This is a genomic window from Paraburkholderia sp. LEh10 (assembly GCF_017814945.1).
In the GTDB taxonomy this organism is placed as follows: Bacteria; Pseudomonadota; Gammaproteobacteria; order Burkholderiales; family Burkholderiaceae; genus Paraburkholderia.
On sequence record NZ_JAGIPX010000242.1, the window covers coordinates 1 to 534 of the forward strand.

The following is a 534-nucleotide window of genomic DNA, read 5'->3' on the forward strand; positions in this document are numbered from 1 at the left end:
CATGCGAGCAGTTGCGTGCAGGTCGGCCCCGATTGCACATGCGTGAAATCGAGAATGCGCACACCGTCGAGTGCCTTGCCCATGCTACGTCTCCCATCATCGTTGATTGCTGTCCGCTGCGGACGCCGTTCGTGCGTGTTCGGACCGCTTGTCCGGGCATCGAATGGCATCTGATATGTGATATATCGTATTTATAGCTCGCTATTTGAGCAAGCTTTTTCCAGCGTTTTCTGGCGGGGAAAAACCCTTATGGGCAAGGGCGGTACTCTTCAGGTGCTTAAGTGTGCTTCGCTGGCGGTTACGATGCGGTTTGTTTTGCCACTATCAGCTGGCGTTCCGCGATGCGGGCTGTGTCTTGTCGCTGTCGCTGGTCTTCGCGATGCGGGCTGTGCCTTGCCGCTGTCGCGGGCATCCGCGACGCGGGCTGTGTCTTGCCGCTGTCGCCGGCATCCGCGACGCGCCTCGCGGCGCGGGCGTTGCCCCTGTGCGGGGCGGCACTTACTTTCTTTGCCGCGGCAAAGAAAGTAAGCAAAG

The 534-nt window shown here is 59.6% G+C and carries 1 protein-coding gene; it reads right to left on the bottom strand.

Annotated elements, in window-relative coordinates; translation table 11 throughout:
- On the bottom strand, positions 1–83 hold an 83-nt coding region (locus tag J8I87_RS44165), incomplete at its 3' end, for a CoA transferase (RefSeq protein WP_209937664.1).
- Positions 84–534: the final 451 nt, after the last annotated feature.